Consider the following 19251-nt stretch of genomic DNA (forward strand, 5'->3'; position numbering starts at 1 on the left):
GCGTGGTGCCGTCGGTGTCCTTGCCGATGACGATAAAGCCTTTCTCGGCGCGCAGGATCATCAGCGCTTCGAGGCCGATGACGACGACGTCGAACGCCTGGCCGGCCTGGCGCAGTTGCGCCCATAACGGCTCGGCGCGATCCGCCCGGATCGAGATTTCGTAGCTCCGGTCGCCGGTGAAGCTGACACGCGCGATGCGGACTTCGTCGCCGCCATAGGTGCCATGACCGACCGCCATATGCGGCAGGTCGGCATCGTCGAGCGAAAGACCGAGATCCAGAGTTTCGAGTAGTTTTCGGGCGTTCGGCCCCGAAACGGTCAGCGTTGCCATGTCTGATGTGGCGTTGTGGATGTAGACCGCGCCGCGGCCAAACCGGTCCTGGCGCCATTCTTCCAGCCGGGCGTGCACGGCAGCGACATGCGAGGACGAGCACGAGACGACGAAGCGATGTTCGTCGAGCCGCACCAGCACGCCGTCGTCGAAGACCACGCCATTCTCCGACAGCATGAAGCCATAGCGGCAGCGGCCCGGCTTCAGCGTCGACATGGTGTTGTAATAGAGAAAATCGACGAACGCAGCCGCCTGCGGCCCGATCACCTCGATCTTGCCGAGCGTCGAACCATCGAACAGCGCCACAGACTGGCGGGCGCGTCGCGCCTCGTCCGCGATCGAACGCTCCGCGTCCGCGTTGCCGCCATAGTGGGCCGGGCGCAGCCAGCCGCCATATTCCTGGAAGACAGCGCCGCTGGCGCGATGCACGCTCTCCAGCGGCAGCCGCCGCACCGGCGCCATCAATTCGCCGACGCGCGCGCCGGCAAAGCTTGCCAGCGGCACCGGCGTGAACGGCGGCCGATAGGTGGTGGTGCCTACCTCCGGCACCGTACGGCCGGTGATCCCGGCCATCAGCGCCAGGCCGGGCAGGTTGGAGGTCTTGCCCTGGTCCGTCGCCATGCCGAGCGTGGTGTAGCGCTTCAGATGTTCGACCGAGACGAAGTTTTCCCGCGCCGCAAGCTCGACGTCCTTCACCGTCACGTCGTTCTGATAGTCGATCCAGATGCGTCCCTTCGAGCCCGGAATCGGCCATGCCGGGTGGATGCCGCCCGTCGCCTCCGGTCCGGTGCTGCGCGGTAGGGCAGCCTTCGTCTGGCCGAGCGATGCAACGGCGGTGCCGGCGCCAGCAAACACCTCCGACAAGGAAACCGCGCCGGCTGCGGCACCTGCCACGGCGATGCCGTCGACCGGATCGCCGGGCAGGAAGGCGGCGCGCGTCTCGCTCCAGGCGAGCTTGCCCTTGGCCTGGCCGAACAGATGAATGGTTGGCGTCCAGCCGCCGGAGATCAGCAAGCAATCGGTATCCAACCTCGTGCCGTCGTCGAGCGTCACGCCCTCGACGCGCAGCCTGCCACTAGCGGAAGCCAGGGCGCGCCCTTTGACCAGCCGGACATTGGCGGGCGCGTTAGGCGTGCCGTCGCGCCGCAGGTCGACAAGCGTGACTTCAGCGCCTGCCTCGGCAAGCGCCCCTGCCGTTTCATAAGCGCTGTCATTGTTGGTGGCGACGACAATGCGGCGGCCGACAAGTACGGCATGGCGCCTGAGATAGGCGAGCGCCGCATCCGCCGACATGATGCCCGGCAGGTCGTTGTTGGCGAAAGGCAGCGGCCGCTCGATGGCGCCGGTCGCCAGCACGATCTGGCGCGGCCTGACCCGCCACAGCGTATCTGGCCGGCCGTCGAGATGGCGCTGGTTCAGACCGACCAGATTGTGGTCGTAGATGCCGAAGGCGGTGGTCGAAGGCAGGATCAGCTGGCCGGCCGAGCCAAGTGCTGCAACCGTCTCCGCAATCCAAGCGACCGCCGGTTTGTCGTCGATCTCACCGGCACGATGGCCGAGCGATCCGCCGGGGTTCTGCTGGTCGTCGACCAGTGTGACGGTCAGACCAGCACCTGAGGCCAGTCTTGCCGCCGCCAGCCCCGCCGGTCCCGCGCCCACCACCAGCACGTCGCAATGATGGTTGATCTGGTCCGCTGTGCCCGGCGAGGTCCAGTCCGCATCGACCTTGCCCAGCCCCGCCATGGCGCGGATGCGCGGCTCGAACCTGTGCCAGTCCGGCCACATGAAGGTCTTGTAGTAGAACGCCGCCGGAATGAAGCGCGCAAAACGGTCGAGGAAGGCGTTGCGGTCGGCCAGCGCGCTGGGCGTGGCGTTGACGCTTCTCGCCACCAGCCCGTCGCGCGCCAGCTCGGTCGTGGCGCGCGTGTTGGGCGTCGCCCGCGGGCCGCCGATATCGACCAGTGCGTTCGGTTCTTCCACGCCTGCGCCCCAGATACCGCGCGGCCGGTGATATTTGAAGCTGCGGCCGACGACCGCGACGTCACCCGCCAGCAATGCCGAGGCGATGGTGTCGCCGGCAAAACCGTGCACCGTAGCCCCGTCGAAGCTGAAGCGGATCGGGCGCGAGCGGTCGATGGCGCTGCCGCCGGTGGCTAGACGCGAGGCGGTCACGCCGCGTGCTCCCCGCCGAGAGCGGCCGAGGACAGCACCTTGTGGCTGACCGTGTCACGCTCCATGACGAAGAACTCGCCGCAGTTCATGTGAACCCAAATCTCGCGCGCCGTGCCTTTCGGGTTGGTGCGCAGATAGAGGTAATCAGCCCAGCGATCGATCGGCACGTCGGCGCCATCCGGCCTGATGTTGCCGGCATCGCCGCCAAAGTGGAACTCGGTCTCGTCACGCGGGCCGCAGAATGGGCAAGGAAAGATCTGCATAAAATCCTCTAATGCGCGATGCCGGAGCCGGCCGCTTCGTCGATCAGCCGCCCGCTGGCGAAGCGATCCAGGTCAAACGGACGGCTGATGTCGTTGTGTTTGCCTGACGCCAGCAATTGCGCCAGCAGCGTGCCGCCGGCGGGAATGGCCTTGAAGCCGCCCGTGCCCCAGCCGCAATTCAGGAACAGGCCGGGCAGCGGCGATTCGCCGATGATCGGCGAAGAATCCGGCACGACATCGACAATGCCAGCCCATTGCCGCATCAGCTTGAGCTGGCCAAAGATAGGGAACATCTCCAGCAGGCCGGCAATCACCGTCTCCAGCGTCGGCAGATTGCCGCGTTGCGCATAGGAGGGGATGCGGTCCAGGCCGCCGCCAATGACGATCTCGCCCTTGTCCGACTGGCTGACATAGACGCCGCAGCCTGGCGACAGCACCACTGTGTCGAGGATCGGCTTGACCGGCTCGGAAACGCAGGCTTGTAGCGCGTAGGAATTGATCGGCAGCCGAAAACCGGCCTTGGCCGCCAGCACCGAGGAATGCCCGGCCACCGCCATGCCGATGCGGTCGGCACGGATCGCGCCACGTGTCGTCTGGACGCCGCGGCAGCGGCCGCCCTCGATGATGAAATCGGTGATCTCGCAGTTCTGGATGATGTCGACACCGAGCCGGCTTGCGGCCCGCGCATAGCCCCAGGCGACCGCGTCATGGCGCGCCGTTCCGGCCCTACCTTGCCAGATACCGCCGAACACCGGGAAGCGCGCATCGGCTGAAAAATTGTAGATCGGCGCCACCCGGCGCACATCGTCAGGTGAAAACAGCTCGGTATCGATGCCGTTGATCTGCATGGCGTTGACGGTGCGCGCGCCGATCTCCATTTCGGCGGTCGAGTGGCACAGATTGACCATGCCGCGCTGCGACAGCATGACGTTGTAATTCAAATCCTTGCCCAGCCCCTCATAGAGCCGGTGTGCCAGCCCGTAGAGTTCGACGCTTTCGGGATAATAATAGTTGGAGCGCACCACGGTGGTGTTGCGGCCGGTGTTGCCGCCGCCGATCCAGCCCTTTTCCAGCACCGCGACTCGAGCGATGTTGTGGTTCTTTGCCAGGTAATAGGCGGTCGCCAGGCCATGGCCGCCGCCGCCGATGACGATCGCATCGTAGGACGGCTTCGGCTCGGGTGAGCGCCAGGCCGGCCGCCAGCCGGTCTGGCCGGCCAGGCCCTCCTTGAACAGCGACAGGGCGGAATAGCGTATGGTCATGGCGTACAGGACAGGCCTGATTTCGAGGGAGAAGCGTGGATCATCGCATGGTCTTTTGCATCGATGGCGCCGGTTCGATCGGTCATGCCCGCATCGCCTTGCCCAGTGGATCGTAGGGTGACGAAGCGATGACGCGCGCACCTCTTTCGACGCCGACGATGTGGGTTGTCAACTGCGTATCGATATCGGCCGCCTCGCGCTCGACTAGCGCCATGGCGAGGCTCTTGCCGATCGTATGGCCATAGCCGCCGGAGGTGACGAAGCCGGCAAGCCTGCCCTTGTTCCAGACCGGCTCGTAGCCACTGGCATCGGCGTCCGCAGCGTCGATCTCGAGCGTCACCAGCGTGCGCCTCGATGGAGCCTGCTGCTCTTTCAGGGCCGCCTCACGCCCGATGAAGTCGCCCTTGTCGAAGGCAACCCAGCGGTCCATGCCGGTCTCGGCGGGCGTATAGTCCTGCGTGAACTCGCGCGACCAGATTCCAAAACTCTTTTCGATCCGCAGCGAATTGACCGCGCCGAAGCCGTATTCGGTCACGCCCAGATCCTTGCCTGCCGCCAGCAGCGCGCGGCGCAGGCCCGCATGCTCATTGGCCTGGCAATGGATCTCGTAGCCAAGCTCGCCGATGACCGACAGCCGCCCGACCTTGGCCCGCACCAGCCCGACATCCAGCGTCCTGCAGGCGAGGAAACCGAAAGCCCCGTGCGAAACGTCCTGGTGTGTCAGCCGCTCGAGCAGCCGCCGCGCATTGTGGCCGGCGAGCGAGAAGCCGACGACCGTGTCCGAGATGTCGCGGACGGTGACGCCGTCGCTCATATGCTGTTCGAACCAGCGCATGTGCCACTGGCGCAGATAGTAGGAACCCATGATCCACCAGGAGCCATCGCCCCAGTTGAAGACGGTGAGGTCGCCCTTGAGCTTGCCGTTTTCGCCCAGCATTGGCGCGAGTTTGGCGCGTCCTGGCTTGGGCAGCGCGCAGGCAAGCAGCCGATCGAGCCAGGCCTCGGCCTGCGGCCCGGTGATCTCGTAGCGCGAGAAGGCTGATATATCGAGCAGGCCGACGCCTTCGCGCACCTTGCGGCACTCCTTCGCGACGATGTCGAAGGCGTTGGAGCGCTTCAGCGTCGGTGTCTCGACGAAGCCTTGCGGCGCGAAATAGAGAGGCACTTCCATGCCCCAGGAATTGCCCCAGCGCGCACCGGCGGCGTCCATGGCGTCATGTGCGCCGGCCGTCTTCAAGGGCCGTCCCGCCGGCAGCTGCTCGTTCGGATAGCTCATGACGAAGCGACGCGAATAGAATTGCCCGGTGGTTTGCCTGATGTATTCGCGGTTGGAGGCGAAGTCGCCGTAGCGGGCGATGTCCATGCCGTAAACGTCGGCTTCCGGCTCGCCATGGATCATCCATTCGGCCAGCGACTTGCCGACGCCGCCGCCTTGCAGGAAGCCGGCCATGACGCCGCACGCCACCCAGTAGTTGGGCACGCCGCGCACCGGACCGACCAGCGGATTGCCGTCCGGCGAAAAGGTGAAGGCGCCGTTCACCCAGCGCTTGATGCCGGCATTCTCGAGGCAAGGGTAACGGCTGAAGCCGAGCGCCAGCTCGTCGGCGATGCGGTCGGTGTCTTCCTGGATCAGTTCGATGCCGTAGTCCCACGGCGCGCCGTCCATGTTCCAGTGCTTGTGGTTGATCTCGTAGATGCCGAGCAGCAGGCCCTTCTGCTCCTGGCGCATATAGGTGAAGCCTTCGAGATCGACGATCAGCGGCAATTCCTTGTCCAGCGCCTGGATTTCGGGCAGCGCCTCGGTGACGAGGTAATGGTGCTCCATCGGCGATACCGGCAGGTCGATGCCGGCCATCCGGCCGACCTGCTTGGCCCACAGCCCGCCGGCATTGACGACGTGCTCGGCAATCACCGTGCCCTTCTCGGTGACCACGTCCCAGCAGCCGTCGGCGCGGCGGTTGAGTGCCCGCACGCGGTTGTGCTCGATGATTTCGGCGCCGCGCAGCCTGGCTGCCTTGGCGTAGGCGTGCACGACGCCCGAGGGGTCGATATGGCCCTCGCGCGCGGCATAGAGGCCGCCCAGCATGCCGTCGGTGTTCAGGATCGGGCAGCGCTGCTTGATCTCGTCGACGCCGACCAGATGGACATCGTCGATGCCCATGGTCTGGAAGATGCGGTAAGAGGCCTTGAGCCATTCCCAGCGCTCCGGCGCCGAGGCGACCGAGATGCCGCCGGTCATGTGCATGCCGATGCTCTGGCCCGATTCCTTCTCGACCTCGGAGAGCAGGTCGATCGTATAGGCTTGCAGCGCGGCGATGTTGGGATCGGCATTCAGCGCATGGAAGCCGCCGGCCGCATGCCAGCTCGATCCAGCGGTCAGCACCTCGCGTTCGATCAGCGCGACGTCGCTCCAGCCGAACTTCGCCAGGTGATAGAGCACCGAGGCCCCAACCACGCCGCCGCCGATGACGATCGCCCTATATTGGGATTTCATTCTGTTGCGCTCCACCCAGTCATGGCGACGAACCTAGTGGCATTGTACATCAGTGTCTAGTGCTTCGCGCGGCTTCGCACTGCGGTGGCGCTGTGGTCATGATTGACAACGATGCGAGCGAGGGGATGGCTAGCGGCTGCGGGGAACGGTTTTCTCGACGTAGCGCGAGAAATCCTCGACGTCCTGGGGTGATGGCTCCTGGCCGGTAAAACTGCGCAGATACGAGGCAACTTGAGCCAGGCGGCTGCTCATCGGTTCGTTGAGTTCGAGTGAGTAATAGCCGATCTGCATGAAATAGAGCACGCGGGCCCGCACGAACGCATCCACCTCGTCATAGCCATGACGCATGAACATGTCGCGAATGGCGTTGACGCGCTCCTCGTCGGCCTCGTCGAGCGCGCGCCGGATGGCAGGCGACCGGCGAGCCCAGGCCCTGATCGCGAAATCCAGTTGCGGATCGAACAGCCTTTCGTCCACCCAGCATTCGAAAATGCTCATCACCCCGCGGATGACGGTCGCGGAAGGCCGCCTGGCGCGTTCGACGATGAATTTGGTGTTGGTCTGCCGCCAGTAGTCGAGCAACTGGTCGAGCAGATCCTGCCGGCTCTTGAAATACCAGTAGAAGCTGGAACGCGACACATCGAGCTTCTGGCCAAGCGTCAGCACGCGGACACGTTCGACGCCATCCGAGATCAACGTTTCAAGCGCAAGCTTCAGCCAGTCTTCGCGAGTGGCCTTGATGTTGCCGGTGGCGCCGGCGCGCTGGATCGTCGTTTCGAGAGCTGCCATCAAAACGACGCATGACACGCTGCCTCAGGCAAATCAAGGCCGTGTACACTAATGTACAGCGCAATTCGATCAACTCCAAATGGCGCGTCACGGATGTTAGCCGGATTGAGTCGACAGGGCGCTACGGCCATCGCGTCATCGGCGTGGCGCAGAGCCAGGGGATTTTTGTCGCGGGCCATTGGCTCAGTGTTTGCTTTCCCGCAAGGCAATTGTCTGGCAAATACCAGTTCAGACAGATGCCCGCGCGGCCAACCAGCAGGAACACACAACATGACGCTGTTTCGACAGAACCTCATCGATGGCGAATGGGTCGGCGAGGCCGGTTCGCGCAACATCAACCCCTCGGATACCGGTGACGTCGTCGGCGACTATGCCTCGGCGGGAGCCGAGCAGGCCAAACAGGCGATCGCGGCGGCCAAGGCGGCGTTCCCGGCATGGTCCCGTTCAGGTCCGCTGGCGCGTCACGCGGTGCTGAAAAAGACAGCCGACGAGATCATGGCGCGAAAAGACGAGATCGGCCGCAATCTGGCGCGTGAGGAAGGCAAGACACTGGCCGAAGGCATCGGCGAGACCATTCGCGCTGCCCAGATATTCGACTTCTTTGCCGGCGAAACATTGCGTTTGACCGGAGAGGTCGTACCGAGCGTGCGACCGGGCGTCGGCGTCGAGATGACGCGCGAGGCGGTCGGCGTGGTCGGCATCATCACGCCGTGGAATTTTCCGATCGCCATTCCGGCCTGGAAGATCGCCCCGGCGCTGACCCACGGCAACACCGTCGTCTTCAAGCCGGCCGAACTTGTTCCCGAGAGTGCCTGGACCATCGTCGACATCCTGCATCGCGCCGGCTTGCCGAAGGGCGTGCTCAATCTCGTCATGGGCAAGGGCTCGGTGGTCGGTCAGGCGATGCTCGACAGTCCCGATGTTAACGCCATCAGCTTCACCGGCTCGGTCGGTACCGGCAAGCGTGTCGCTGCGGCAAGCATCGAGCACATGCGCAAGTTCCAGCTTGAAATGGGCGGCAAGAACCCGCTGGTCGTGCTCGACGATGCCGACCTCGCGATCGCCGTCGATTGCGCGCTCAATGGCGCCTTCTTCTCGACCGGCCAGCGCTGCACCGCCTCGTCCAGGCTAATTGTGACGGAGGGCATTCACGACCGTTTCGTCGATGCGCTCAAGGATCGTATGGGCAAGCTGGTCATCGGCGACGCGCTCGACGCGCAGACCCAGATCGGTCCGGTCGTCGACGCGACGCAGCTGAAGCAGGACGAGGACTACATCGCCATCGGCGTCAGGGAGGGCGCTACGCTTGCCTTTGGCGGCGAGCGGCTCGATCGCAAGACGCCGGGCTTCTACTTGCAGCCGGCATTGCTGACTGAGGCCACCAACGCCATGCGCAGTTCGCGCGAGGAGATTTTCGGACCTGTGGCCAGCGTCATTCGCGTCAAGGACTATGACGAGGCGCTTTCCGTCGCCAACGACACGCCCTTCGGCTTGACCTCGGGCATCTGCACTTCGAGCCTCAAGCACGCCACCCACTTCAAGCGCAATTCGGAGGCCGGCATGGTGATGGTCAACCTGCCGACGGCGGGTGTCGATTTCCATGTCCCCTTCGGCGGCCGCAAGGGCTCGAGCTATGGCCCGCGCGAGCAGGGCCGCTATGCGGCGGAATTCTACACCACGGTGAAGACCGCCTATACGTTCGCTGGCTGATCGGCCATCGGCCGACCATGCCGGGCTGATCAGCTGATCATGCCGGGCTGACCGGGTCGGCCACCCGCCACGCACATCAAGATTGGAGCGGCGAAGGGATGACAGTGCAGAACCTGACCTGGCTCAACCCGCCGCCGCACCACGCCATCAACGGCGACAGCGTTCGTGTGCGCACAGGCAAGGAGACCGATTTCTGGCGCGAGACCTTTTACGGTTTCTGGCGCGACAACGGTCACTTCCTGCACCAGCCGGTCGAGGGCGATTTCACCGCCGAAGTCACCATCAAAGGCGACTACGAGGTGCTCTATGATCAGGCCGGGCTGATGGTCCGGCTCAGCGAAACGCATTGGATCAAGGCCGGTATCGAATACACCGACGGTCTCTCCTATTTCTCCGTCGTCGTCACCAACGACACGTCCGACTGGTCGCTGGTCGCCATCCCTCCCGACCCGAACGGCATCAGCATCCGCCTGACCCGTCATGCTGAGACAATCCGCGTCCAGTACCTCGATGCTTCCGACGGCCACTGGAAGCCTGTGCGGCTAGCCTACTTTCCGATCTCCAAGACGGTCGATGTCGGCATGATGTGCTGTTCGCCGCAGCGCGAGGGTTTCGAGGTCACATTCTCCGGCTTCTCGGTGGGGCCGCCGATATCGCGGGAATTGCACGATTGAGGCGTGCGGTCTTGCGCCGAACCGCGAGCACTTCGACCTTTACGACAGTCACTGTTTGAAGACTTGCCACGCGCGCCGTCGGGTTGTCCGACCGCGCCGTGAATGGGGCGTGGCAATTGCCTTGGACCTTGCTCTTTCACATATTGTATGATTGGATCCAATCATACAATATGGACTTGAAGAGGAAGACCGAACGATGACGCATTGGCGAGGGGTGTTCCCGGCCGTTACGACCAAGCTGAACCAGGATGGTTCGATCGACATCGAGGCGACGCAAGCGAGCATTGATCGTCTGATCGCCAATGGCGTGTCGGGCATCATCGTCCTGCCGATGCTTGGCGAGAACGCATCATTGCAGCCGCAGGAGCGGGAAGCGGTCATCCGGGCGGCGAAGGACGTGGTGGCCAGACGTGTCCCGCTTCTGTCCGGCCTTGCCGAGATTTCGACGGCCAACGCAACCGCAGCCGCGCGCAAGTATCAGGATTTCGGCGCCGAAGGTCTGATGGTGTTTCCGAGCCTTGGCTACAAGACCGACCCGCGCGAGACGGCTGAGTGGTACAAGGCGATCGCCAACGCCAGCGACCTGCCGATCATGATCTACAACAACCCGATCGCCTATGGCGTTGACGTCACCCCCGCCATCCTGAAGGTGCTGGCGGACTGCCCGACCATCGTTGCCGTGAAGGAAGAGACCGGCGATGTGCGCCGGGTCACCGACATGATCATCGAGCTCGGCGATCGCTTCGATATCTTCTGCGGCGTCGACGACCAGATCGTCGAGAGCATGGCGCTCGGCGCCACCGGCTGGGTGTCCGGCATGACCAATGCATGGCCGAAGCAATGCGTCCGCATCTTCAATCTGTGCGCGGCCGGCGATTTCGCCGGCGCGCGCGATCTCTACCGCATCATGACGCCGTCCTTTCACCTCGACACGCATGTCAAGCTGGTCCAGTACATCAAGATGGCCGAGCATCTCGTCTATGGCGCGCCGGAGTGGACCCGCGCGCCGCGTCTGCCCCTGGTCGGCGAAGAGCGCGCGCGCGTCACCGCCATCATCGAGGCGGCGATCGAAAAGCTCAGGCAGCAGGACTGAACACGGGACGCCCATGGCCACCACCGACAAGCCGCTGCTGCAGCGCCAGACCGTGACGGCAATGGTCGCCGAGTACATCGCCGCCAGGATCATCGGCGGCGATTACCCGGGCGGACATCAGATCCGCCAGGAAGCCATCGCCGCCGAGCTTGGCGTGAGCCGGATCCCGGTGCGCGAGGCGCTTCTGCAGCTGGAGGCGGACGGCCTGGTCGTCATCAGGACGCATCGCGGCGCGGTCGTGTCGGAGTTGTCCGCTGACGATGCGATCGACCTTTTCGATGCGCGTCTGCTGCTTGAGCCTTTCCTGGTCGAAAAGGCGATCGGGCACGTGACGGATCAGGACATTGCGGCCATCGAAAAATCGATGCGCGCCTATGAGGCTGCCATCGCCCGAGGTGATGATCCCAAGGACCTCAGCCGTCTCAACTGGGCATTCCACACCGCATTGCTCGAACCCTCGATGCGGCCGCGCTCGATGGCCGTCGTCCAGGCGCTTTACAACTCCGCCGACCGCTATTTGCGTCTGCAGATCGAGCCCGCCAAGGCACAAGCCAAGGCCCTGCAGGAGCATCGCGAGCTCTTCGAGGCCTATCGTCGGAAGGATATCGCCGAGACCGCGCGCTTGTTGAGAAAACATATCGCCGACGCGGCCGGCGAGATCGTCAGCCAGTTGCGGCGCAGTGAGACCGCCGCCTGACGATTATCCGCTAATATCGCGGCAACCCAGTTGCGGCAGGGCACATCGATGCGGAACGATACCGCTCTTCCATGTCTGGTGGAGGATCGTTGGAATCATGCGTCAGCCTCGTCCAGTCCCAGCCCACCGCGGACGGCCTTGCGGATGGCTTGCGGGCCGAACCTTGCCCATACCGCTTGATGCGCGTTGATGCGCTGCCGTGCCCTGCGGTCAGCGTCCAGGCAAAGTCCGAAGGCCATGTCGGCAAGCCCTTCATCGGTATCCGACAGCAGCAACTCCTCGTTCTCGACCAGATCCAGACCCTCGGCGGCCAGCGGCGTCGCGATCACCGGCACGCCCCAGGCCATCGCTTCCAGAATCTTGATGCGCGTGCCGCCGCCTGCCGCAAGCGGCATGATGCTGAGATGCGCCCTGGACAGGAGCGGCGCGACGCTCTTGGGGTTTTCGACGAGCTCCACACCAGGCAATCCGGCCAGCGCCCGCACGGCAGGTTTTGGGTTGCGTCCGGCGAGAACCAGTTTCGCACCCGGCAAGGCTTGCCGGATGCGCGGCAGTATGGAGCCGGCTAACCTCTCGACGGCATCGATGTTTGGCGGATAGCCGAGATGGCCGATAAACAGGATCACCGGAAAGCTGTTGCCGGCCCCCGGCTCGGCAGGCAGCGTTTCGGGACTGTGCGCGGTGTGGGGAATTCCGTTTGGAACGACATCGACCGGCACCTTGTGCCGGGAAAGCGCCATCAGCCTGTCGCGATCCTGACCCGAGCAGACCCAGATCCTGTCGACAAGGGCAAGCGCCTTTCGCTCGAGACGCCGGATGCCAAGGCCGGCGGTGATCGCCGCCACGGCGGGTCGTTTCGCATCGACGCGCCGCAACTGTCCCGCCAGGTCGGACTCGACATTGTGCATGTCGAGGATGAGCTGTTTCGTCAGCCCTCGCAAAGGTCGCAGCAGCTTGAACAGGCCGATACCCTCGACCAGCACGGTGTCGGGGCGGAAGTCCCGAACCAGTGTCTCCAGCCGCGTCAAGGCGGAGCGCGAAATGCGGTGCTCCGCCCTTATGCGCCACCACCCGATCGAGCCGGAGAGGGCTTCTCCTTCGATCGACAAGGCCTCGGTACGGATCGACGGATCGGCTGCTTCCACGGCTTGCGGCCGCACCGACACCAGGCAGACCGGACCGAATTCCGCTGCCAATGCTGCGTTGCGATGATTTCTCAGGTCCGCGCCGGAGGTCGGCGGAAAGGCCGGATCGAAGGTCACGACAAGCGTGCGCCTTTCGGCATTCCGTGCCGGCAGGGCCACGTGCGAGCTCATGGTGTTCGAAGCGTGCACTCCGGGCTGTACGCCCGGAGCTGCACCAAAGACTGTATTCCAGACGGCATTCAAAACGGCCCCGCAGCCATAAAACCAGCTTCGACTTGTTTAGCTGAATGGCGCTTTCGTCAAGCGCCGTATCCTCTCTGAATGTCTGGCGCACTGGCCTGGCGACGGGCATGCTGGAATGCCTGCCGGTATGGCGCGGTCACCGCCTGGACCACGCCAGCCAGCGGCCCGCCAGATGCTTCCAAAATGCGGTGAGTCTTGTCTGCCGATAAGCGTCGCCGGCTTTCTTGATGCCTTGCGCCTGCGTCGGGAAGGGATGGATGACGTCGGCCAGCGCGTGCAATCCCATACCGCATTTGATGGCCAGCGACACCGCATTGATCATCTCGCCGGCATGGCTGGCAACGACCGTAGCACCCAGGATACGGTCGGATCCTTCCTTGACGTGGATTTTGACAAAACCCTCTTCCTCGCCGTCCATCACGGCACGGGCGACATCGTGCATCAGCACCGTATAGGTCTTGACCGGGATGCCGTTCTGGCGCGCCTCCGCTGGATAGAGGCCGACATGGGCGATCTCCGGATCGGTGTAGGTGCACCACGGAATGACCAGTTCGCTCAGTTTGCTGCGTCCGAGAAACAGGGCATTGCGCACGACTATGCGGGCTGTTGCCTCCGCGGTATGGGTGAATTTGTAGTCGAGGCAGACATCGCCCGCCGCATAGATGCGCGGATTTGTGGTGCGGAGATAGTCGTCCACCTTGATGCCGTCGGCGTCATATGCCACCCCGGCGCTCTGCAGGTCGAGACCGTCGACATTGGGCGAACGGCCAATGCCGGTGATGATCTCGTCGACGGAAATCGTCATCATGTCGTCGTCGCGCACCAGGTCGGCGAGCTTCTTGCCGCCTCCTGTGCGCACCGCCACGACCTCGGTGTTGAGGCGAACCTCGACCCCTTCGCGCGCTAGCGCGTCCGAAAGGATCTGGGCGGCGTCGCGTTCCTCGCCGGGCAGGAACATCGGTTCTCGCTGCGCCAGGATGACTTTCGCACCCAGCAGGCAGAAGGCCTGCGCTGCCTCGCAACCGAGCGGTCCGCCGCCGATGACCAGAAGCCGCTTCGGGCACTCTGTGAGATCGAACATGGTTTCGTTGCTGAGATAGCCGGCTTCGGCAAGCCCCGGGATGGTCGGCAGCCTCGGGCGTGCGCCTGTCGCGATCAGCGCCTTCCTGAAATGCAGCGCCTTGCCCGCCACCGCGACCGTGTCCGGTCCGGAAAATCGCGCGTCGCCGAAAAAGACATCGATGCCTTTCGACGCGATGGTCGCGGCGGCATCGGCGCGGCTGATGCGCTGCCGGATCTGCCGCATTCGTCTCATTGCCCGCTGAAAATCGACGTGAAGACGGTCCGGCGTGTCACCGCCGAGATTCTCGGCATCGCGCATATCTGCATAGAGCCTGGCCGTGCGGATGATCGATTTCGACGGGATGCAGCCAACATTGATACAGGTCCCACCGATCAGGTTGCGTTCGATGAGCGCGACCTTTGCGCCGAGGCCGGCCGCTTCGTGGGCGGCGGTCAGCCCGGCCGGCCCGGCACCGATGACGACCAGATTGTAAGGACCGTCGGGCTGCGGGTTCTTCCAGTGCGGCGGATGGGCGCTCTTGATCAGATTGATGTCGTTGCTGTCGACAGGAAAGGCGGTAGCCCTGGTACGGTCACGCGCCATCGCCGTCGTTCCTCGATAGCCATCCACCCGTGAAACCCGCTTTGCCCAGGCCGCGCCGGATGTGCTGGTTGGACCGCATCAGCTTCCAGATCAGCCCTGACCGATGGTTCTCGATCATCATCACCACGATGCCCTGATCCAGCCCGTAATGGCCTTCCGACACCCAGCCATGCCGGCCGAATTTTCGCCGGTTCGCCAATGTCGGGTTGAAGCCGCTCGGCAGCCGGAAATTATCGATCACCTCGGGATAGCGATCCCCAAGATGGCGCAAGGCCGCCAGGCAGATGTCCGGCGCGAAAGGCAGCGACGCCGGATAGGACCATGGCGCGATTGTCCCGTCATCGGGTCCGAACGGCGCGCCGCGTGCGGCATAGCCGGAAAACCGCCGGCGCTGTCGCGCCACGCTGGCGCGAAAGCCGCCCGGGCCGTCGCCCGCCGAAAGTCCCCACAGATTCTCGTCGTAGCCGCCATAGCCGTAAGGGTTGTGGCGTGCATAGTCGCGGTGCAGGTAGGTCGAGCGGCGGCTGTTTTCGAAATAGTCCGAGTTCTTCTCGCGCATGAAAGCGTCGCGGATGCCGGCAAAATCGATCCATGCATGCGAGAACTGGTGCATGAACAGCGGACCGCCATAGAGCACGTCGTAGCCGTAGATGTTTTCCCACTGGTAGGTCGCCGTCCAGCCCTCGTAGCTGTTGTCCGAGGTCGGGTTGTCGGGCGAGGCCATCGACAGCACATAGAGGATCGTCGCTTCGTTGTAGCCTTCCCAGCCATAGTGGAGAAAGCCGCTCTTCGGCTTCCAGCCCTGCCGCAAGGTGGGCGTGCTTCCCTGCGCCCATCGCCAGTCGACGCGCCGGTAGAGCGCCTCGGCCAGTTCTCGGATTCTCGCTTCCTCCTCATCCTCGCCGGAGAAATAGGATGCCGCCACCAGCATGCCTGATATCAGCAACGCGGTATCCACCATCGACAGTTCGCAGCGCCAGACGCGCAGGCCGGTCCGCATGTCGAGGAAATGGTAGTAGAAACCCTTATGGCCGGTGACATCATCGCCATTGCCTTGCGCGCTGGTCGAGAAGAAACGCAGCGCGGCAAGCGTCAGCTTCGCCGCCGCCTCGCGCGACATCCAGCCGCGCTCGACGCCGATCGGGTAGCAGGACAGCGCGAAGCCGACGACAGCGATGCTGGCCGGCGAATTCGGCCGCGACGTATCGGCAACCAGTCCGTTTTCGTGGTTCACGTTCTCGAGGAAATAATCGAAGGCGGCGCGCTGATAGCGGTCCAGAAGCTCGTCATCGGACAGTGCGGCAGGCTCGGCTCTAAGCAAAAGAAGTAAGCTCCCGCCGGATGGCTGCGTCCCGTGTCATGGTTTCCCGCTACCTTGTTGCGACTTGTCGATTCGAAGCCTGCAACTATACGCCCGTACGCGCCCGTTCGTTGCACCGTCACGCGGAATTGAGATTCGCTCTGCCTCAGTAGGTGGCGCGGCCGCCGGAAACGTCGAACACGGCGGCGGTCGTGAACGAACATTCCTCCGAGGCGATCCAGCAGATCAGCGCCGCCACCTCTTCGACCTCGCCAAAGCGCGCCATCGGTATCTTGGACAGCATGAAGTCGATGTGCTCCTGGCTCATCTGCTTGAAGATCGCGGTGCGCACTGCCGCCGGTGTGACGCAATTGACCGTCACCTTGGTCTTGGCCAGTTCCTTGCCGAGCGACTTGGTCAGGCCGATCACCGCGGCCTTCGAGGTGCTGTAGGCGGAGGCGTTGGGATTGCCTTCCTTGCCGGCGATCGAGGCGATGTTGACGATGCGGCCATAGTTGCGCTCGAGCATGTGCGGCACGAGCGCCTTGTTGCAGTAGAAGACGCCATTGATGTTGATGTCGATGACCTTCTGCCAATCCTCGACCGTATAATTCCAGGTCGTCATGTTGGGGCCGGTGATCGCCGCACTGGTGACCAGGATATCGACACCGCCAAGCGCTTCGATCGCCCGAGCGGCGGCATTTTCAACCCCTGCCGCATCGGCAACGTCCACCGCCACGCCGTGCAGTCCCGGAATGACGACTTTCGCCTGTTCGATCTGGGCAGGATCGCGATCCCAGACCGAAACCCGTCCGCCCTCTTCGACGATTCTCTGCGCCACTGCCAACCCGATGCCCGATGCGCCGCCGGTGATGACCGCAACCCGACCGCTGAACCGTCCTGCAAAACTCATCGGCATCTGATTTCCCCCGTCACCTGAACCGATGGGCGCCGACGGCGCGCGACCGCCATACCATCGGCGCCGACTGTGCGGTCACCACCAGGCAAGTTCAAGCCGGCATGCAAGGCCGATCGTCTGGGCCAATCGCGTGCCGGGATTATCCGGGATTTCCCTCGAGCTGGTCGCCCAGTGCTTTCACCATAGCCACCAGCGCCGGTCCGATCTCGGCATGCGCGCGATCCTCGGTGATGATCTCGCCGATACCGCCGCAGGTGATGGCAACCAGCGGCGAGCCGTCACGCGGGCGGAACGGCACGCCGACCGCATGGATATAACTGTGCCAGGCGCCGAACGACGTTACGAAGCCCTGCCGTGCATACTGGGCGATCGCATCGTCGATCGCCGCCGCGATCAGCGCTGCCTTGTCCGGCTCCGCCGCCTGCAAAGCCCGCACAAGGCTGACGCGCTCCTCGGGTGAAAGGGCCGCCGCATAGGCCAGCCCCATCGATGTCTTCCAGATCGGCAGGTAGGAGCCTGGATTGAGCCGCAGAGTGACAAGGCTCTCCGACCGGCAATTGGCGAGATAGACCATGTTGAGGCTGTCGCGCGTGCCGAGCGCCACCGCCGCTCCCGTCAGGTCTGCCAGCGGCTGCATCAGCGGCCTGGCGACGTGAACGACGGCACTGGAGCTGAGCGCCGAATAACCAAGCGCCACGGTTGCCGGTCCGAGGCTGTAGCGGCCGAGATCCTTGTCGTAGAGGAGGTAGCCGAGCGCGCTCAGCGTATAGGTGATGCGCGAAACCGTGGCCTTGGGCAGGCCGGTGCGGGCAATGATGTCCTGGTTGCCGAGCGAGGCGTCGCCCGGTCGGAAGGCGCGCAATATGCCGAGCCCGCGCACCAGCGACGACGAAAGCTGCGCGCCTTCGCCTTCAAGCTCCGTCTCGTCCCTGGTCGCTCGCTTGCGCACGCTGGGTCTTTCTGGCGTCGTCGTCCGCCTGTCGGCCGGTGCCGCCGGCACGGTCTGTTGTATCTGGTCGAAAAATGAAATTAAATTCCATTTATATTGACAGGGGCTTTCGCGGGCTGTCAATATGCTTCCATCGATGGCATGTCCCAGCGCCTTGTGCCATCTTACGAAGCCCCTCCTTGTGAAGGTAGCCACGTGTCTCGCTATATTTTGCGCCGGCTTATCGCAATGCCGTTTCTGGTGCTCGGCATCGTCACCATCGCGTTCCTGATCACCACGGTGACCAAGGGCGATCCGCTGACCGCCATTGTTGCCGAACAACAGATGAGCAACCCGGAAGTGGTGGCCGCCGCCAAAGCCCGTTGGGGTCTCGATCGCCCCTTGCCGGAACGCTATATGATATATCTTGGAAATTTGCTGAGCGGCGATCTTGGCACCTCATTCATCACCAAGCGCAATGTCGGCACCGACATTCTCTACCGTTTGCCGGCAACGCTCGAACTGGTTTTCGCCGCGATGATCTTCGGCACCACGCTCGGCATCGTGCTTGGCGTGCTGGCCGCATATTTCCGCAACAGCCTGATCGACCACGGCGCCCGGCTGTTCGCTTTGTTCGGCTCGTCGCTGCCGGTATTTTGGTCGGGGCTCGGCCTGTTGTTCATCTTCTCCGTCATGCTGAACTGGCTGCCGGGGCCGGGCAGGGTTGATGCCCGCCTGGCATTGCCGCCCGGCATCACCGGCTTCCTCACCATCGATTCCCTGCTGGCCGGCAATCTCACCGTGTTCAAGGACGCACTCTGGCACCTGCTTCTGCCGGCCTTCGTGCTCGGTTGGACGGTGTCGGGAACCATATCGCGGCTGGTGCGCGCCAACATGCTGGACGTGATGAGCCGCGAGTTCGTGCTCACCGCGCGCGCCAAGGGGGCGAGCGAATTCCGCGTCGTCATCGTGCATGCGCTGCGCAACACCATGGTGCCGACCTTGACCGTCATCGGCTATTCCTTCGCCTATCTGATCACCGGCGCGGTGCTGACCGAAACCATCTTTTCCTGGCCGGGCATGGGCTCTTATGCCGTCGAGGCGGCACGCGCGCTCGACTTTCCGGCAATCATCGGTGTCACCATCGTCGGCGGCCTCGCCTTCCTGGTCACCAACCTCATCACCGACATACTTTATGTCGTGGCCAATCCGCGCGTGAGATTGAGCTGATGTCGGCGGTCGCAACCAAACCCCGTTCCGCCGCTGTTCCCGAATGGCTGACCGCGCCTTTGGCCATCGGCACGGTCGTCATCCTGTTCTGGCTGTTCATGACCGCGTTCGCCAATCTGGTCGTTCAATTCGATCCGCTCGAAATGGTGGCGCGCCGGCTGCAGCCGCCGAGCTGGGCGCACTGGCTGGGCACCGATGCGCTCGGCCGCGATGTGCTCGCCCGCACCTTGCACGGGGCGGCGCATTCGCTGCCGATCGCGGTTCTGGTCGTCGTCTCGGCCGTCGTCATCGGCTCGCTGCTCGGCGCCATCTCCGGCTTCGTCGGCGGCTTGACC

The 19251-nt window shown here is 63.9% G+C and carries 15 protein-coding genes and 1 pseudogene; 6 read left to right on the forward strand and 10 right to left on the reverse strand.

The window, feature by feature from the left end; translation table 11 throughout:
• The 5 genes from EN993_RS06540 to EN993_RS06560 form a co-directional block, all read right to left on the reverse strand.
• On the reverse strand, positions 1-2503 hold a 2503-nt coding region (locus EN993_RS06540; protein WP_127262716.1), incomplete at its 3' end, for a sarcosine oxidase subunit alpha family protein.
• A complete protein-coding gene (locus tag EN993_RS06545) occupies positions 2500-2766 on the reverse strand; it encodes a sarcosine oxidase subunit delta (protein ID WP_109665870.1) in 267 nt (88 codons plus the stop codon). The genes EN993_RS06540 and EN993_RS06545, both read right to left, overlap by 4 nt.
• 8 nt (positions 2767-2774) lie before the next feature.
• Positions 2775-4028, reverse strand: a complete 1254-nt coding sequence (locus tag EN993_RS06550) for a sarcosine oxidase subunit beta family protein (protein WP_127262717.1) — start codon at positions 4026-4028, stop codon at positions 2775-2777.
• Positions 4029-4110: 82 nt separating this feature from the next.
• Positions 4111-6522 carry an FAD-dependent oxidoreductase gene (locus tag EN993_RS06555; RefSeq protein ID WP_127262718.1) on the reverse strand — a complete coding sequence of 804 codons (2412 nt, stop codon included), beginning with the start codon at positions 6520-6522 and terminating at the stop codon, positions 4111-4113.
• A 129-nt stretch (positions 6523-6651) separates the two neighbouring features.
• Positions 6652-7311: a TetR/AcrR family transcriptional regulator gene (locus tag EN993_RS06560; RefSeq protein ID WP_164548563.1), complete on the reverse strand. Its 660-nt coding sequence runs from the start codon at positions 7309-7311 to the stop codon at positions 6652-6654.
• 270 nt (positions 7312-7581) lie between these two features.
• On the opposite strand from EN993_RS06560, the gene EN993_RS06565 reads away from it, so the two are divergent.
• From EN993_RS06565 to EN993_RS06580, 4 genes are all read left to right on the forward strand, one after another.
• Positions 7582-9021 (forward strand): aldehyde dehydrogenase family protein, encoded by a 1440-nt coding sequence (locus EN993_RS06565; RefSeq protein ID WP_127262719.1) that lies wholly within the window; start codon positions 7582-7584, stop codon positions 9019-9021.
• A gap of 98 nt (positions 9022-9119) precedes the next feature.
• Positions 9120-9695 (forward strand): DUF1349 domain-containing protein, encoded by a 576-nt coding sequence (locus EN993_RS06570; protein WP_127262720.1) that lies wholly within the window; start codon positions 9120-9122, stop codon positions 9693-9695.
• A gap of 196 nt (positions 9696-9891) precedes the next feature.
• Positions 9892-10788: a dihydrodipicolinate synthase family protein gene (locus tag EN993_RS06575; RefSeq protein ID WP_127262721.1), complete on the forward strand. Its 897-nt coding sequence runs from the start codon at positions 9892-9894 to the stop codon at positions 10786-10788.
• 13 nt (positions 10789-10801) lie between these two features.
• Complete coding sequence (locus tag EN993_RS06580; protein ID WP_127262722.1) at positions 10802-11485, forward strand: GntR family transcriptional regulator; 684 nt, start codon at positions 10802-10804, stop codon at positions 11483-11485.
• Positions 11486-11580: 95 nt separating this feature from the next.
• Here the strand turns inward: EN993_RS06580 and EN993_RS06585 are convergent, their stop codons facing one another.
• The 5 genes from EN993_RS06585 to EN993_RS06605 form a co-directional block, all read right to left on the reverse strand.
• Positions 11581-12789 carry a glycosyltransferase family 4 protein gene (locus EN993_RS06585; protein ID WP_245468668.1) on the reverse strand — a complete coding sequence of 403 codons (1209 nt, stop codon included), beginning with the start codon at positions 12787-12789 and terminating at the stop codon, positions 11581-11583.
• Between the two features lie 220 nt (positions 12790-13009).
• The gene (locus EN993_RS06590) at positions 13010-14539 is read right to left on the reverse strand and encodes a mercuric reductase (protein ID WP_127262724.1); all 1530 of its coding nucleotides are present in this window, start codon (positions 14537-14539) and stop codon (positions 13010-13012) included.
• Complete coding sequence (locus EN993_RS06595; protein ID WP_127262725.1) at positions 14529-15860, reverse strand: glucoamylase family protein; 1332 nt, start codon at positions 15858-15860, stop codon at positions 14529-14531. The genes EN993_RS06590 and EN993_RS06595 overlap by 11 nt, the downstream gene beginning before the upstream one ends.
• Before the next feature lie 145 nt (positions 15861-16005).
• A complete protein-coding gene (locus tag EN993_RS06600) occupies positions 16006-16758 on the reverse strand; it encodes an SDR family NAD(P)-dependent oxidoreductase (protein ID WP_127262726.1) in 753 nt (250 codons plus the stop codon).
• Between the two features lie 139 nt (positions 16759-16897).
• On the reverse strand, positions 16898-17707 hold the full coding sequence (locus EN993_RS06605) for an IclR family transcriptional regulator (RefSeq protein ID WP_127262727.1): 810 nt from the start codon (positions 17705-17707) through the stop codon (positions 16898-16900).
• 195 nt (positions 17708-17902) lie between these two features.
• Between EN993_RS06605 and EN993_RS06610 the strand changes: the two genes are divergently transcribed.
• The gene (locus tag EN993_RS06610) at positions 17903-18916 is read left to right on the forward strand and encodes an ABC transporter permease (protein WP_109665892.1); all 1014 of its coding nucleotides are present in this window, start codon (positions 17903-17905) and stop codon (positions 18914-18916) included.
• Positions 18916-19251, forward strand: a pseudogene (locus EN993_RS37655) (D,D-dipeptide ABC transporter permease); the annotation flags it as partial. The gene EN993_RS06610 and the pseudogene EN993_RS37655, both read left to right, overlap by 1 nt.

This window comes from Mesorhizobium sp. M7D.F.Ca.US.004.01.2.1 (assembly GCF_003997785.1).
Taxonomy (GTDB): Bacteria; Pseudomonadota; Alphaproteobacteria; order Rhizobiales; family Rhizobiaceae; genus Mesorhizobium; species Mesorhizobium loti.